Origin of the sequence: uncultured Flavobacterium sp. (assembly GCF_951805225.1) — a bacterium.
GTDB lineage: Bacteria > Bacteroidota > Bacteroidia > Flavobacteriales > Flavobacteriaceae > Flavobacterium.
On the sequence record NZ_OX638201.1, the window covers coordinates 5,706,990 to 5,723,510 of the forward strand.

Annotated in this window: 13 protein-coding genes; all 13 read left to right on the plus strand. The window is 34.2% G+C overall.

What is annotated here, in order from left to right; translation table 11 throughout:
- Positions 1-314: 314 nt before the first annotated feature.
- The 13 genes from WN975_RS23820 (at position 315) to ftsZ (ending at position 16,396) form a co-directional block, all read left to right on the plus strand.
- Positions 315-788, plus strand: coding sequence for a division/cell wall cluster transcriptional repressor MraZ (locus tag WN975_RS23820; protein WP_337968641.1), 474 nt, complete (start codon positions 315-317; stop codon positions 786-788).
- Positions 763-1,671 carry a 16S rRNA (cytosine(1402)-N(4))-methyltransferase RsmH gene (gene rsmH, locus WN975_RS23825; RefSeq protein ID WP_337968642.1) on the plus strand — a complete coding sequence of 303 codons (909 nt, stop codon included), beginning with the start codon at positions 763-765 and terminating at the stop codon, positions 1,669-1,671. The genes WN975_RS23820 and rsmH overlap by 26 nt, the downstream gene beginning before the upstream one ends.
- Before the next feature lie 16 nt (positions 1,672-1,687).
- The gene (locus WN975_RS23830; RefSeq protein ID WP_099710899.1) at positions 1,688-2,035 is read left to right on the plus strand and encodes an FtsL-like putative cell division protein; all 348 of its coding nucleotides are present in this window, start codon (positions 1,688-1,690) and stop codon (positions 2,033-2,035) included.
- Complete coding sequence (locus tag WN975_RS23835) at positions 2,026-4,035, plus strand: penicillin-binding protein (protein WP_337968643.1); 2,010 nt, start codon at positions 2,026-2,028, stop codon at positions 4,033-4,035. Before WN975_RS23830 ends, WN975_RS23835 begins: the two co-directional genes overlap by 10 nt.
- The gene (locus WN975_RS23840; RefSeq protein WP_337968644.1) at positions 4,032-5,495 is read left to right on the plus strand and encodes a UDP-N-acetylmuramoyl-L-alanyl-D-glutamate--2,6-diaminopimelate ligase; all 1,464 of its coding nucleotides are present in this window, start codon (positions 4,032-4,034) and stop codon (positions 5,493-5,495) included. The genes WN975_RS23835 and WN975_RS23840 overlap by 4 nt, the downstream gene beginning before the upstream one ends.
- Positions 5,496-5,577: 82 nt before the next feature.
- Complete coding sequence (mraY, locus tag WN975_RS23845; RefSeq protein WP_337968645.1) at positions 5,578-6,807, plus strand: phospho-N-acetylmuramoyl-pentapeptide-transferase; 1,230 nt, start codon at positions 5,578-5,580, stop codon at positions 6,805-6,807.
- A 2-nt stretch (positions 6,808-6,809) separates the two neighbouring features.
- Entirely contained in the window at positions 6,810-8,141 is a 1,332-nt protein-coding gene (gene murD, locus WN975_RS23850; protein WP_337968646.1) for a UDP-N-acetylmuramoyl-L-alanine--D-glutamate ligase, read from the plus strand.
- Between the two features lie 86 nt (positions 8,142-8,227).
- A complete protein-coding gene (locus WN975_RS23855) occupies positions 8,228-9,544 on the plus strand; it encodes an FtsW/RodA/SpoVE family cell cycle protein (RefSeq protein WP_337968647.1) in 1,317 nt (438 codons plus the stop codon).
- Positions 9,545-9,582: 38 nt separating this feature from the next.
- Positions 9,583-10,668 (plus strand): undecaprenyldiphospho-muramoylpentapeptide beta-N-acetylglucosaminyltransferase, encoded by a 1,086-nt coding sequence (gene murG / locus WN975_RS23860; protein ID WP_337968648.1) that lies wholly within the window; start codon positions 9,583-9,585, stop codon positions 10,666-10,668.
- A gap of 153 nt (positions 10,669-10,821) precedes the next feature.
- Entirely contained in the window at positions 10,822-12,171 is a 1,350-nt protein-coding gene (murC, locus tag WN975_RS23865; protein WP_337968649.1) for a UDP-N-acetylmuramate--L-alanine ligase, read from the plus strand.
- A complete protein-coding gene (locus tag WN975_RS23870) occupies positions 12,158-12,880 on the plus strand; it encodes a cell division protein FtsQ (protein WP_337968650.1) in 723 nt (240 codons plus the stop codon). The genes murC and WN975_RS23870 overlap by 14 nt, the downstream gene beginning before the upstream one ends.
- 6 nt (positions 12,881-12,886) lie before the next feature.
- Positions 12,887-14,308 (plus strand): cell division protein FtsA, encoded by a 1,422-nt coding sequence (gene ftsA / locus WN975_RS23875; RefSeq protein WP_099710909.1) that lies wholly within the window; start codon positions 12,887-12,889, stop codon positions 14,306-14,308.
- Between the two features lie 84 nt (positions 14,309-14,392).
- Positions 14,393-16,396 (plus strand): cell division protein FtsZ, encoded by a 2,004-nt coding sequence (gene ftsZ / locus WN975_RS23880; RefSeq protein ID WP_337968651.1) that lies wholly within the window; start codon positions 14,393-14,395, stop codon positions 16,394-16,396.
- Positions 16,397-16,521 lie beyond the last annotated feature (125 nt).

Here is a 16,521-nt window from a genome sequence, read left to right on the forward strand (position 1 = left end):
TACCGTTTTTTAACTAGATAATTTCAGTAGAATATATAAGTGGTTAAAAATCAGGTTTTATGGGCGCTTTTTGGTGAATCTTCAAATGTTAAGAAATTAGCATAATACTTATTTTTTTAAGAAAAAAGGTGCGTATTTTTTTTGATTGATCAGTGTTGTCAGGAATTGATTAATAATTAGTTAACATATTGATTGCTTATGAATTAGGAAAGGTGGTAGGAAAGTGGTTAAACTTATTAACAAAGTGGTATATTGTGGTAAATAGTGGTAATATTTTTTATATTTTTGTCCTATAACATATTAATGAATTTTTCTTGAACACAATTGTCGGAACATATGAGTGTAAAGTCGATGCTAAAGGAAGGCTTATGTTGCCTGCACCTTTGAAAAAGCAATTGACTGCATCTCTTCAGGACGGATTCGTTTTGAAGCGCTCAGTTTTCCAACCGTGTTTAGAGTTATATCCAATGGAAGAATGGAACTTGATGATGCAAAAAATCAACAAGCTGAATCGTTTTGTAAAAAAGAACAATGACTTCATTCGAAGATTTACTGCCGGTGTTAAAATGGTAGAAATTGATGCATTGGGAAGGTTATTGGTTCCAAAGGATTTGGTAGCTTTTTCAAGTATTTCTAAAGATGTGGTTTTTTCATCTGCGGTTAATATTGTGGAGATTTGGGATAAAGATTTATATGAAAAATCAATAAGTGGCGAAGATATGGATTTTGCAGATTTAGCCGAAGAAGTAATGGGAAATATTAATGACGACGACAATGGAATATCATAATCCGGTTTTGCTTCATCCTACAGTTGATGGTTTAAACATTAAACCAGATGGCATTTATGTAGATGTAACGTTTGGTGGCGGCGGTCATTCAAAAGAAATTTTGAGACGATTAGGGCCAAACGGTAAATTATTTGCTTTTGATCAGGATGAAGATGCTCTTGCAAATGCGTTGCTGGACGAACGGTTTACCTTAATTAATGAGAACTTTAGATTTATAAAAAGGTTTTTGCGTTTTCATGGTGTTAAAGGAGTAGATGGAATTTTGGCAGATTTAGGAGTTTCATCACATCAGTTTGATGTTCCTGAGAGAGGTTTCTCAACAAGATTTGATGCTGAACTCGATATGCGGATGAGTCAAAAAAATGATTTGAGTGCTTACCGAGTGGTTAACGAATATGAAGAACAGGATTTACGTCGTGTTTTTTTTGATTATGGGGAGTTGAAGAATGCGCCACTTTTATCAAGAACAATTGTAGAGGCAAGAGAACACAGGCCAATTAAAACTACAGATGAATTGAAAGATGTTCTGGCGAAATTTTTACCGGAAAGAATTCGAAATAAAGTATTGGCTCAGATTTATCAGGCTATTCGAATTGAGGTAAATCAGGAAATGGATGTTTTGAAAGAGTTTATAGAACAATCTTTAGAAATTCTAAATCCAGGCGGAAGATTCTCAGTAATCTCGTATCATTCTCTTGAAGACAGATTGGTAAAAAGATTTATTAAAAACGGAATGTTTGAAGGAGAACCAGAACGTGATTTTTTCGGAAATTTTTCTGTTCCATATAAAACGATAGGAAAGTTGATTGTTCCGGATGATGCCGAAATTAAAATCAACAATAGAGCAAGAAGCGCAAAATTGAGAATTGCTGAGAAGATATAATATATATAGGTAGAAAATGAAAGGTGGAGTATTTAGCATATTAAAAGCAAGATTTCTGATTAACGATGATGCAGTAAAAAACTGGAGATTCATTGTTTTTATCATTCTGCTTGCTATACTGATGATTGCAAATACGCAACGATACGAGCAGAAAGTTTTTGAAATTGCAAAGCTCAATAATGAAGTAAAAGAATTGCGATCAGAATTTGTAGATCGCCGTTCAGAATTGATGAAGTTAAAAATGGAGTCGACGATATCGGATAAAATGCTTGAAAAACAGATTTTTCCATCAACAGTTCCTCCGGTTAAAATAGAAGTTAAAAAAGAAGAAGAAAAAAGTTTCTTTAAAAGAATATGGCAGTAGACGATAAACATATATCCTACAGAATTTACCTCGTAGCAGTTTTCATCTTTGTGATGGCAATTGCTATTGTCGTTAAATTAACCAATATTCAATGGGTTGAAGGAGATTATTACAGAAAGCTGGCGAAACAACGTACGGTTAGAAATTTTGTGATTCCGGCAAACAAAGGAAATATTTATTCGGCTGATGGAAGTTTATTGGCAACATCGATTCCTAATTATGAAATTAGATTTGATGCTAAAGCGCCTAAACAGGAAACTTTCGAAAAGTATGTAAAAGCATTATCGGATTCATTGGCTACAATTCTAGATAGACCTGGAGGTTATTACGAACAGGAATTAAGAAAAGCAAGAGAAAATAAAAATCGTTATTATTTGATTGCCCGCAATTTAAGTTATACCGAATATGTGAAAATTAAAGGTTTTCCATTATTTAAATTAGGTGCTTTCAAAGGCGGAATTATTATCGAACAAGAAACGGTTAGAAAACATCCGATAGGAAAAATTGCAGAAAGAACAATTGGTTACGATCGTATTGATCCTACGTCAGGAATTGAGGTTGGAAAAGGAATTGAATGGGCTTTTAAAAGTTATCTGAACGGAAAAGACGGAAAAATTCTAAAGCAAAAAATCGCAAAAGGTCAGTGGAAACCTATTCGAGATGTAAATGAGGTAGATCCAATTGATGGTTATGATGTAATTTCTACGATAGATGTTTTTATTCAGGATATTGCGCACCACGCTTTGTTGAAGCAATTGGAAGATTATCAGGCAGATCACGGTTGTGTAGTGGTTATGGAAACAGAAACGGGACATGTAAAAGCAATTTCTAATTTAGGAAGAGCAGAAGATGGATCGTATTATGAAACTACAAACTACGCTATTGCTGAATCTCATGAGCCAGGATCGACTTTTAAATTAGTTGATTTAATGGCGATTTTAGAAGATAAAGTTGCTGATACAAGTACGGTTTATGACAGTCATGGAGGTCAGATAAGATATTATGGTCGTCCGGTTAATGATTCGCACAGAGGTGGTTACGGAAAGGTTTCATTAGCTCGCGGATTCGAACTTTCGTCAAATACGGTAATGGTTCAGGCGGTTTATGAAAATTATAAAACCAATCCGGCAAAATTTGTGGATCACATTAACAGCTACGGATTAAATAAGACATTGGGGTTGCATTTTAAAGGAGAAGGAAGACCATATATTCCGCAACCTGGAGATAAACATTGGTCAGGGATTTCACTTCCGTGGATGGCTTTTGGTTATGGAGTTTCGGTGACACCAATGCAAACATTAGCGCTTTATAATGCAATTGCGAATAATGGAGTAATGGTGAAACCTCAATTTGTTTCTGAAATTAAAGAATGGAACAAAACCATCAAGAAATTTGATGTTGAAGTGATCAATCCGAAAGTTTGTTCGCAGGAAACTATTAATAAAGTAAGAGCTGTATTGCAGAATGTGGTTAAAAAGGGAACAGGTTCTAAGTTGTATTCGAAAGATTTTTCGATGGCAGGAAAAACAGGAACAGCTCAGGTAAATTATGGCGGAAAAGAAGGGAAATCAGCGTTGTATTATGCTTCTTCTTTCGTAGGATATTTTCCGGCAGATCATCCTAAATATTCTTGTATAGTTGTGGTTCATAAACCTAATACATCTAAGAATAATTATTATGGAGCAGACGTTTCCGGACCGGTTTTTAAGAGAATTGCTCAAAAAATATTTACAGATGCGCCTTCGACAAATAAAATAAAACAGCTGGATTCAAGAATTCCAAAACAGGAAAACAGCTATAATGAATATACTGCAGAGGTAAATAAAAAATTAAATCAGATTCCTGATTTAAAAGGAATGCCGGGAATGGATGCAATTGCTTTACTGGAGAATTTAGGTTTGAAAGTAAAAGTAAATGGAGTAGGAAAAGTTAAAAAACAGTCTTTACAAGCTGGACAAAATATTAGTAGAAACACAACAATAGTATTAGAATTATCGTGAAAATACTTAAAGACATATTATACAAAGTAGCAATTGAATCTGTAACAGGTTCGACTGAAATTGATATACACAAAATTGATTTTGATTCAAGAAAAATTGAAGCAAATGATGTTTTTGTAGCAATTCGCGGATCACTTTCTGATGGACATGATTATATCCAGAAAGCGATTGAGTTAGGAGCGATTGCGATTATTTGCGATACTTTGCCTGGGAATATTGAAAAAGGAATTACTTATATACAAGTAAAAGATACCAATACAGCATTGGCTTTTATGGCAGCTAATTATTTTGGAAATCCTTCTGAAAAATTAAAATTAGTTGGTGTTACGGGAACAAACGGTAAAACAACGATTGCATCATTATTGTTTCAGTTGTTTCAAAAAGCAGGATTTAAAGTTGGTTTATTGTCAACAGTAAAAATCATGGTTGATGAAACTGAATATCCTGCAACACATACAACACCGGATTCTATCACAATAAATCATTATCTAAATGAAATGATTGAAGCTGGAGTGACACATTGTTTTATGGAAGTGAGTTCGCATGGAATTCATCAAAAGAGAACAGAAGCATTACATTTTGTTGGAGGGATTTTTACGAATCTTTCGCATGATCATTTAGATTATCATCCAACTTTTGCAGAATACAGAGACGTAAAAAAATCATTTTTTGATTCATTGCCAAAAACGGCTTTTGCATTATCAAACATTGATGATAAAAACGGAACTGTGATGTTACAAAATACAGTTGCGAGAAAATTTACATATGCCTTGAAATCTTATGCTGATTTTAAAGCGACAATATTAGAAAGCCAATTGTCAGGATTATTATTAAAAGTAAATGACAATGAAGTTTGGGTAAAACTTATTGGGACTTTTAATGCTTATAATGTTTTGGCAATTTACGGAACTGCTGTAGAATTAGGAATGGATAGTCTGGAAGCGTTACGCTTATTGTCTGATTTAGAGAGTGTTTCTGGTCGTTTTCAATATATTGTTTCAGAAGGAAATATTACAGCAATTGTAGATTATGCGCACACGCCGGATGCTTTGGATAATGTGCTAAAAACGATTAATGATATCCGTACCAAAAACGAACAATTGATTACTGTTGTTGGTTGTGGCGGAAACAGAGATAAAACGAAAAGACCAATTATGGCAAAAATTGCTACAGATCTTAGTGATAAAGCAATTTTAACTTCTGATAATCCAAGAAACGAAGATCCTGAAGTGATTCTTGATGAAATGGAAAAAGGAGTTGAAGCTCATAATTATAAAAAAATATTAAGGATTACCGATCGTAAACAAGCTATAAAAACGGCTTGTCAATTGGCTCAGCCAAATGATATTATTCTAATTGCAGGTAAAGGCCACGAAACTTATCAGGAGATAAGTGGAGTTCGTCATCATTTTGATGATATGGAAACTGTAAAAGAAATCTTAGATCAACTAAACAAATAATAAAAATAAATTTTTAAGTTCAAATGCCACCACAATGATTGGAATTTGGAATTTCTAAATTGGAATTTAAAAAATATAAAATATGCTATACTATTTATTTGAATATTTCGATAAAACACTAGACATCCCAGGAACTGGAGTTTTTCAATACATCACTTTTAGATCGGCTTTAGCGTTAATGCTTTCGTTGCTTTTGTCAACGATTTACGGAAAAAGAATTATCAATTTTTTACGTAATCAGCAAGTTGGAGAAACAGTTCGTGAGTTGGGTTTACAAGGTCAAAATGAAAAAGCAGGAACGCCAACAATGGGTGGATTGATTATCATTTTTGCAACTCTTGTACCGGTTTTATTGTTTGCTCGTTTGCATAATATTTATATCGTATTGCTTATTGTAACCACACTTTGGATGGGAACAATTGGTTTTATTGATGATTATATTAAAATATTCAAAAAAGATAAAGCAGGTCTTAAAGGAATTTTTAAAGTTATTGGTCAGGTTGGTTTAGGACTTATCGTTGGAACTGTTTTGTATTTTAATCCGGCAGTTACAGTAAGAACTGATACAGGATATATTGGAACTCAGAAAAATGTAAGCACAGCTGTGGTTATGCCTGCTCCAATCGAAGAGAAATCAACGGCAACGACAATTCCTTTTGTAAAAAATAATGAGTTTGACTATGCCGAATTGTTGTCATGGACAGGAGAAGGATATGAAAAATGGGCTTGGTTAATCTTTATTCCGGTTGTGATTTTTATTATCACAGCAGTTTCAAACGGAGCAAATTTAACAGACGGTATTGATGGTCTCGCAGCGGGAACTTCGGCGATATCGGTTTTAGCGCTCGGAATATTTACGTTTGTTTCCGGTAATATTATATTCTCCAATTATTTGAATATTATGTATATCCCCAATTCGGGAGAAATGACCGTTTTTATATCTGCATTTGTTGGTTCTTTGATTGGTTTTCTTTGGTACAATTCTTATCCCGCATCTGTTTTTATGGGAGATACAGGAAGTTTGACTATTGGTGGAATCATCGCAGTTTTAGCAATTGCAGTTCGAAAAGAATTATTGATTCCGTTATTGTGTGGAATCTTTTTAGTGGAGAATTTCTCAGTGGTTTTGCAGGTGAGTTATTTCAAATTCACTAAAAAACGTTTTGGCGAAGGACGTAGAATTTTTCTGATGTCGCCATTACATCATCATTATCAAAAGAAAGGGTATCATGAAAGTAAAATCGTAACCCGTTTTTGGATTGTTGCGATTATGTTAGCCATATTATCAATTGTTACTTTAAAATTAAGATAGAGATGAGATTGGTAGTATTAGGAGGAGGAGAAAGTGGTGTAGGTACCGCTATTCTTGGGAAGAAAAAAGGATACGATGTTTTTGTGTCGGATTTTGGAAAGATAAAAGAAAGCTATAAAGAAGTTCTTATCATTAATAAAATTGCCTGGGAAGAGGAACAGCACACTGAAGACCTGATTTTAAACGCCGATGTGGTGATGAAAAGTCCGGGAATTCCTGAAAAATCTCCAATAGTACAAAAGCTTATCGCTGCGGGAATTAAAGTAATCTCGGAAATTGAATTTGCGAAACCTTTTACTGAAGCGCTGACAATTGGAATTACAGGTAGTAACGGTAAAACGACTACAACAATGTTAACGCATCATTTGCTGAAATCAGCAGGTTTGAATGTTGGTTTAGGAGGAAACATCGGAAAAAGTTTTGCCTGGCAGGTAGCCGAGAATAAATTCGATGCCTATGTGCTTGAGTTAAGTAGTTTTCAGCTTGACGGAATTATAGATTACAGACCTGATATTGCAATAATTACGAATATTAGTCCAGATCATTTAGATCGATACGAATATAAATATCAAAAATATATTGATTCAAAGTTTCGAATAACAATGAATCAAACGGAAAGCGATTATCTTATTTACGATGCAGATGATGAAGCAATTACGGAATGGTTAAAAAATAACACAACAAAAGCAAAATTAATTCCTTTTTCATTGTCTAAAACATTCGATGAAGGGGCTTCTATAAATAACAACAAAATGGAAATAAAGATCAACCAAGAAGAGTTTACAATGGAAACAGAACACATTGCGTTAGAAGGAAAACATAACATGAAAAACGCAATGGCAGCAAGCTCCGTGGCGAAATTGATGCAGATTAGAAATGCAACAATTCGCGAAAGTTTATCAAATTTTCAAGGTGTTGAACACCGTTTAGAGAAAGTACTTAAAATTCAGAATGTACAATATATCAATGATTCAAAAGCAACAAATGTAAACGCTACATTCTTTGCTTTGGATAGTATGAATGTTCCAACCGTTTGGATTGTTGGAGGTGTTGATAAAGGAAATGATTACAACGAATTGATGTCATTAGTTCGCGAAAAAGTGAAAGCAATTATCTGTTTAGGACTTGATAATCGTAAGATTATTGAAGCTTTTGGAAATGTTGTTGATATCATGGTTGAAGTAAATAATATGAACGATGCTGTAAAAACAGCACAGAGATTAACAGAAAAAGGAGATACAGTTTTATTGTCACCAGCTTGCGCAAGTTTCGATTTATTTGAAAATTACGAAGACAGAGGAAAGCAATTCAAACAAGCTGTTCATAATTTATAAAAATAATTTAAAGTTTCATGTTTCAGGTTTCAAGTTTGATGCCTAAAACATGAAACCTGAAACAAAAGAAACTTGAAACTAAAGGCATGAAAGAACTAGTAAACAAACTAAAAGGAGATAGAGTAATATGGTCATTCGTGGCTTTATTAGCGCTGTTTTCGTTTATGCCAGTTTTTAGTGCGAGTAGTAATCTGGCATATATTGGTCACGGAACCGGAAATACACTTGGATATTTGGTAAAACATTTAGCACACGTTTGTATTGGATTCCTGATTATTTATTGGGTGCACAGAGTTCCGTATCATTATTTTAGAGCAATTTCGAAAATAGCATTACCAATTGTTTGGTTTTTATTGCTTTATACATTGTTGAAAGGAACTGTAATTGCCGGAGCAAATGCAAGTCGTTGGATTCAGGTACCTTTTATTGGTATTACGTTTCAAACTTCGACTTTGGCAGCTAGCATATTATTCATATTTGTAGCGCGTTATTTGTCAAAAACCAGAGACGAGAATGAGCCATTTCAAGCTTCATTAATACAGCTTTGGTTGCCGGTTTTTATAACATTGGCACTTATTTTGCCAGCAAACTTTTCGACAACAGCGTTGATTTTTTCAATGGTTATGATGCTGACATTTATTGGTAAATATCCATTAAAGTACATCGGTTTTATAATAGGTTCAGGAATTGCAATGTTAGCGTTCTTCCTTTTAGTGGCAAAAGCTTTTCCGGATTCAAGATTCTTTAGCAGGGTATCAACTTGGGAAAGTCGTATTATGAACTTTACCACAGATAAACCTGATGAAGATGATTACCAAATCGAAAAAGCAAAAATTGCTATTGCATCAGGAAAACTTGGAGGATTAGGACCAGGTAAAAGTGTTCAGAAGAACTTTTTACCTCAATCATCTTCGGATTTTATCTATGCAATTATTGTTGAAGAATACGGATTAGTGGGCGGAGTATCGATATTGATTTTGTATCTATTGTTGTTGTTCCGATTTGTTATTGCATCGCATAAAGCAAATACATTGTTTGGAAAATTAGTCGTCGTCGGGCTCGGGTTTCCGATGATATTTCAGGCGATGATTAATATGGCGGTTGCTGTAGAATTATTGCCGGTAACGGGACAAACGCTTCCGCTGATAAGTTCTGGAGGTAGTTCGATTTGGATGACTTGTTTCTCGCTTGGAATTATCATTAGCGTGACTAAAAAAGAAGAAGAAATCGCCGAAGAACAAGATGAAAAAGAAAGACGTAAAGAAGCACTTCAACGATTAATTGATAAAGAATTATCAGAAGAAGATTTGCCGGCTGACGAAAAAATATATGAAGAAGAAGGAATGTATTCGATTGAAGATACTTCCAGAAATCCAATGAATGCAGTATTAAATAAAGCTTAGAAACAGGATAATTTTTTAAGCGTTATAATTTTAAGAATATGACAAAGTATAAATTCATACTAAGTGGCGGTGGAACTGGAGGACATATTTATCCGGCAATTGCGATTGCAAATGAATTAAAATTACAATTTCCTGATGCTGAATTTCTTTTTGTAGGTGCCAGAGATAAAATGGAAATGCAAAAAGTGCCTCAGGCAGGTTACGAAATAAAAGGTCTTTGGATAGCTGGTTTACAAAGAAAATTGACTTTACAAAATTTGATGTTTCCATTAAAATTGGCAACAAGTTTGTTAGAGTCAAGACGAATTATCAAACAATTTAAACCAAACGTAGTAATAGGTACAGGAGGTTTTGCCAGTGGACCATTATTGCAAGCGGCAGGTTCGGCAGGAATTCCGACAGTAGTTCAGGAACAGAATTCTTTTCCGGGAATTACAAATAAGTTGTTGAGCAAAAAAGCAAATGCAATTTGTGTTGCTTACGAGAATTTGGAAAGGTTTTTTCCTAAAGAAAAAATTGTTTTGACTGGAAATCCGGTTCGTCAGGATTTAATTGATATTGAGAGTAAACGCGACGAAGCAATTACTTTTTATGGCTTAGATCCGAATAAAAAAACATTGTTGGTTTTAGGAGGAAGTTTAGGAGCAAGAAGAATCAATCAGTTAATTGAAAAAGAATTGCAAAATATGCTTTCGCAAGATGTACAAATCATTTGGCAATGCGGAAAATTATATTTTGAAGATTATAAAAAGCACAATCAACAAAATGTTAGAGTAGTTGATTTCATAGAAAGAATGGATTTTGTGTATGCTGCTGCAGATGTGATTATTTCGCGAGCAGGAGCGTCATCGGTTTCAGAATTATGTATTGTTGGAAAACCGGTAATTTTTATTCCGTCACCAAATGTGGCCGAAGATCATCAAACAAAAAATGCGCAGGCAATTGTAGATGCGAAAGGGGCTATTTTATTGAAAGAATCGGAATTGGAAAATGAGTTTAGTATTGTTTTTGAAGCTTTATTGAAAGATCAGGGAAAACAGAAACAATTAAGCGATAACATCAAGAAATTGGCAATGCCAAATGCAACGAAAGTGATTGTGGATCAGATTAAAAAGTTGTTATAATATAACTTTTTTCGAAAATTATAGAACAAAATTAAAAATTTAGAACGCTATTTTTAAGCGTTTTGAGTTGTTAAAATAATAAAATTACAAAGGCTTAATTACTAGTTTTTTATAAAATAAAGCAACTTGTAAATAGCTCAAAACTAAATAGAAATGAATTTAAATCAAATACAAAACGTTTATTTTATTGGCATTGGAGGCATAGGAATGAGTGCTCTGGCTCGCTATTTTAAAAATATAGGGAAACAGGTTTCTGGTTACGACAAAACGCCATCAATGTTAACAAGCGAATTGATAGAGAGTGGTATTGATATTCATTTTGAAGATAATATTAGTTTGATTCCGAGTGAGTATTATGCAGAGAATACGTTGGTGATTTTTACGCCTGCGGTTCCAAAATCACATTCAGAGTGGAATTATTTTATCGAAAGAAATTATGAAATTAAAAAGCGTGCCGAGGTTTTAGGAATTATTACCAAAGACACTTTTAGTTTTGCTGTTGCCGGAACACACGGAAAAACTACAACTTCAAGTATTCTTGGGCATATTTTATTTGAAAGCGGAGCTGATGTTACGGCTTTTGTTGGTGGAATTGTAGAGAATTATAATTCTAATTTAATTGGAAGCGGAAAAACCGTAACAGTTGTAGAAGCAGATGAATTTGATCGTTCATTCTTGCATTTGCATCCTAATATTGCTTGTATTACTTCAATGGATGCAGACCATTTGGATATTTACGGAACAAGTGAAGCGATTGAAGAATCGTTTGTAGAATTTGCTTCAAAAGTAGAAAATAAGAATAATCTTTTTATAACCAAAGAATTACCTCTGGAAGGAGTTCAATGTGCTATAAATGAAGATGCTGTATATAAGGCGTTCAATGTGCGTGTCGAAGATGGAAGCTATGTTTTTGATGTAGAAACTCCATCAGAAATCATGAAAGATTTGCATTTTGGATTGCCTGGAAAACACAATTTAATGAATGGCTTAATGGCTATTGCGATGGCAAAAACTTTTGGCACCCCGACCGATGCCATCGCAAAAGCCATTGCGTCATTCAACGGAATCAGAAGACGTTTTTCTTATCAGATTAAATCTGAAAAGTTAGTTTATATTGATGATTATGCACATCATCCAACAGAAATAAATGCTGTACATCAAGCGGTTAGGGAATTGTATCCAAATCGTAAAGTATTGGCAATTTTTCAGCCACATTTGTTTAGCAGAACGAGAGATTTTGCAGATGGATTTGCTGAAAGTTTATCTCAATTTGATGAAGTGTTTTTAATGGATATTTATCCTGCACGCGAATTACCGATGGAAGGAATTACATCTGATTGGTTGTTGGGTAAAATGACAAATTCGAACAAGAAAATTGTTGCAAAAAGTGATTTATTAGCGGAGATCAAAGCCAGTGATGCGCCAATAATTGTGACAATAGGAGCTGGTGATATTGGTGAAATGGTTCCGTCAATCAAAAAAATGCTAAATGAAAATATTTAATTGGACAAATATTCGATTATTTCTCATTTTAGGGCTTGTTCTTTTTTTATATTCTTTTGCTCAACATCGAAATGGAGATCGAAAATTGAAAAAATCGATGGTCGTTTTTGTAGGAGAAAATACGCTTTTTGTGAAGCCGGAAACGGTTAATAAATTGTTGATAGAAAATAAAAAAGACGCTTCCAGTATCCGAAAAGATGAGTTAGATTTGAATAAGATAGAAAAAACCCTTGATACGCAAGACATGATTGAAAAGTCAGACGTTTTTGTAAGTATCGACGGCGTTCTAAAAGCGGTAGTAAAACAGAAGACACCAATAGCGCGAGTTTATGATGGTGATCAATCTTTTTATATTGACTATGAGGGTAATAAAATGCCTTTGTCGGACAATTTTACGTCGCGAGTTCCTCTTGTTTCAGGGGCAATAAATAAAAAAAATAACGAAGATTTAGCTGCTTTATTTCGCACAATTTATGACGATGCGTTTTTGAAAAAAAACATCATTGCAATACAAATTATGCCGAATGGCAGCCTAAAAATGTTTAATCGAAATTATAATTACGTCATCGATTTTGGCAGAACGATGAATGTTGATAAGAAATTTAGAAACTATAAAGCTTTTTTTCAAAAAGCAGTTTTAGATAGTTCGTTATACAAATACAATAAAATTGACCTTAGGTTTACGGAACAAGTAGTTTGCACAAAATAATAGAAAATGGAAAAAGATAACATTGCAGTAGGTCTAGATATTGGAACAACCAAAATAGTTGCCATGATAGGCAAGAAAAATGAGTATGGTAAGTTGGAAATTTTGGGTATTGGAAAATCCAAAAGTTTGGGAGTTGCACGTGGAGTTGTAAACAACATTACGCAAACTATTCAATCAATTCAGCAAGCAATACTTGAGGCAGAAAATAATTCAGGTTATAAAATTAAAGATGTCGTTGTTGGTATCGCAGGACAACACATAAGAAGTATACAGCATACAGATTACATCAGCCGTAATAATCCGGAGGAAGTAATTGGCGAAAAAGATATTCAGCTTTTGATTGACCAGGTTAATAAATTGGCCATGTTACCGGGAGAAGAAATTATTCACGTTTTGCCACAAGAATTTAAAATCGACGGACAATCTGAAATTAAAGAACCAATTGGAATGTACGGTGGAAGACTGGAATCTAGTTTTCACGTAGTAGTTGGGCAAGCTTCTTCGATCAGAAACGTTGGAAGATGTATTCAGAGTTCAGGAATCGAATTGTCTGGATTGACATTAGAACCATTGGCTTCGGCAGATGCGGTTTTGAGTCAGGAAGAAAAAGAAGCAGGTGTAGCTTTAATTGATATTGGTGGTGGAACAACAGATTTAGCCATTTTTAAAGATGGTATTATTCGTCATACAGCAGTGATTCCTTTTGGAGGAAATGTAATTACTGATGATATTAAAGAAGGTTGTTCGATTATCGAAAAACAAGCAGAGCTTTTAAAAATAAAATTCGGATCAGCTTGGCCGGGAGAAAATAAAGACAATGAGATTGTTTCTATTCCGGGTTTAAGAGGAAGAGAGCCAAAAGAGATTTCGCTTAAAAATTTATCTAAAATTATTCACGCACGTGTTGTGGAAATTGTTGAGCAGGTTTTTGCAGAAATTAAAGCTTATGGACACGAAGATCCTCGTAAAAAATTAATTGCCGGAATCGTTCTTACAGGTGGTGGAGCTCAGCTAAAGCATATTAAACAATTAGTAGAGTACATTACAGGAATGGATACGAGAATTGGATATCCAAATGAGCACTTAGCTGGAAATTCAAGCGAAGAAATTTCTAGTCCGTTATTTGCAACAGCAGTTGGATTAGTAATGAATAGTATCGAAAATAGTACGCAAAGTGCTGTTAGAATGGAGATTGTAAATGAGCAGCCAAGAGTGGTGTACAGAAATGTTCCGCCTCAGCAACAACAACCTGTACAACAACGATACGAAGTAGAAGAAAACTACGTTGAAAGAGTAGAAACTATTGAAGAGACAAGAGAAGTTAGAAGCAATGCCTCTAAAGAAGAATCTACCGAAACAAAAATTAGAAGATCATTTTTTGATAGGTATGTCGACAAAATCAAAGATTTTTTAGACAACGCAGAATAAGACAATAAAAGAAAAGGATTACTTTTTTGGCCCCAAGTCAAGAAGTAAAAAATGTATTAAATAAGAATTTCAAAAACCAAAAAGATGATGAGCAACTCAGAATTTGGAAGTATTTCATTTGATTTACCAAAAAACCAATCAAATGTAATCAAAGTAATAGGTGTAGGTGGTGGAGGTAGTAATGCTATTAACCACATGTTTAAACAAGGTATTAAAGGCGTTGATTTCATCGTTTGTAATACAGATTCACAGGCACTACAGAATAGTTCTGTACCTAATAAAATTCAGTTAGGTATGAATTTAACAGAAGGTCTTGGAGCAGGAGCAAATCCTGATGTAGGACAACAGTCTGCTATAGAAAGTATCGCTGATATCGAGAAAATGTTGGACCGTGGTACCAAGATGGTATTTATTACCGCTGGTATGGGTGGAGGAACAGGTACAGGTGCAGCTCCGGTAATTGCACAATTGGCAAAAGAAAGAGAAATTTTGACAGTTGGTATCGTAACAATTCCGTTTCAGTTTGAAGGGAAAGTACGTCAGGAACAAGCACTTTTAGGAATCGAGAAATTGCGTAAGCAAGTCGATTCATTAATTGTAATTAATAATAATAAGTTAAGAGAAGTATACGGAAATCTTGGTTTTAAAGCAGGATTCTCTAAAGCTGATGAAGTTTTGGCAACAGCCTCAAGAGGTATTGCTGAAGTAATTACACATCACTATACTCAAAATATCGATTTACGTGATGCTAAAACTGTTTTGTCAAACAGTGGAACAGCTATCATGGGATCTTCTGTTGCTGCGGGTGAAAACAGAGCTAAAGATGCTATCGTTTCGGCATTGGATTCTCCGTTGTTAAACGACAACAAAATTACAGGAGCCAAAAACGTATTGTTGCTTATCGTTTCTGGATCAAACGAAATTACATTGGATGAGATTGGAGAAATCAATGATCACATTCAGGTAGAAGCAGGTCATAATGCTAATATTATCATGGGAGTTGGTGAAGACGAAACTCTTGGTGATGCTATTGCTGTGACTATTATTGCAACAGGTTTTGATGTTGAACAACAAAATGAAATTGTAAATACTGAGCCTAAAAAAATCATCCACACATTAGGAGATGATCAAAGAAGTGTTTATGATTTGACAAATAAATCAGTTACTTCTTTTGATTTAAATGCTGAAACACCAACTGCGAAATCAGAAGAAAAAATTGTTTTCGATTTAATGGATGACACTTCATTTGCGGATACGGTTGCTCCCGTAATACCAACTCCGGTTGCTCCGGTTGCAGTTGCTCCATCTATGAATCAGGAAGAATTGGTTGTAATGTCTGAGTTTATCAAGAATCTTGATGTAACTTTTGAAATTGTTTCACCAATTACAGATATTGATTTTACAATTACAGCGCCAACTCCTCAAGTACAGGCTTTTCAGGAAGTAAAACCTGTTCAGCAAAGAACTTTCGAAAGAGAAGAACAAACTACTTTCTCATTTGACTTACCTCTTTACAGATCAGAACCAGAAGCTAGAAAAGAGCCTGTTGTTGAACAAGAGACTAAGATTTTATTCGAATTATCGAATGAAACACGTAATATAAAAGTAAATGATCCTGTACAATTTGTACCGGTTACGGAAGTTTCTGATAACGGAATTATCAAGTATTCTTTAGAAGAATATATGGAGGTTGAGAATGATTTAACAGCATCAAAACCGGTTGAAAAAGTGATAGAAGATGTAATTCCTGAGGAATTAAATATTACTATGAAACCAAGAGATTTTGCAAGTGAAGCTGATTATTCTACAACATCAAATGTTTCTCCGATGGAATTAACAATTGAAGAGACATTACGTTTAAGAGCTGATGAAAGAAGAAAGAAACTAAAAGAATTTAATTATAAATTTCACAATAATGTTTCTAGAATCGATGAGCTTGAAAAAGAACCTGCTTATAAAAGATTAGGAATCGATTTGTCTAATTCACAATCAAATAACACGGGTTCCAGAATATCAGTTGGGACAGATAGTAATAATGATTTGCAATTGCGTTCAAACAATTCATTTTTGCATGACAATGTAGATTAATTTTGCAATCATAATAAATACGGATAACCCGAGAATTGGATTTAATTTTCGGGTTATTTTTTTTATCTTCGCACAGAATTTTAAATTTGACTTCTATACTTGACTTTTAAAGTTAATCTTGTTGT